Origin of the sequence: Phytoactinopolyspora endophytica (assembly GCF_004138495.1) — a bacterium.
Lineage (GTDB): Bacteria > Actinomycetota > Actinomycetes > Jiangellales > Jiangellaceae > Phytoactinopolyspora > Phytoactinopolyspora endophytica.
This window is the reverse complement of sequence record NZ_ML142856.1, coordinates 212345-212677: the sequence shown is the minus strand read 5'-3', so window position 1 is coordinate 212677 and position 333 is coordinate 212345. Positions and strand designations below refer to the sequence as shown.

Genomic DNA, 333 nt, shown 5'->3' with positions numbered 1-333 from the left:
GACCAGGATCATCGGCAGGCTGCTGGAACCGGTGTCGGGAAGGTCGTCGCCGTCCTCGTCACCGCCCTCATCGCCGCCGTCCTCGTCACCGCTGCCGGAGCCGACGGTGAAGTCGACGCTGGCCTCGGAGTCGGTCAGCTCGGGGTCGCCGCCCTCGAGCGTGGCCATGGCGGTGAAGGTGTACTCACCGTTCTCCAGGGCCTCGTCCGGGGTGAAGGTCCAGTTGCCTTCGTCGTCGACGTCGAACTCACCCGGCCAGTCGTCCAGGTGGTCGTCGGCGGCGGCGAACTCGCCGCTGCTGACCTCGATGGTGCCCTCGATCTGCACGCCGAT

General features: G+C 68.8%; 1 protein-coding gene. It reads right to left on the bottom strand.

Annotated elements, in window-relative coordinates; genetic code table 11:
* On the bottom strand, positions 1-333 hold a 333-nt coding region (locus ELR45_RS35370), incomplete at both ends, for an Ig-like domain-containing protein (protein ID WP_205856756.1).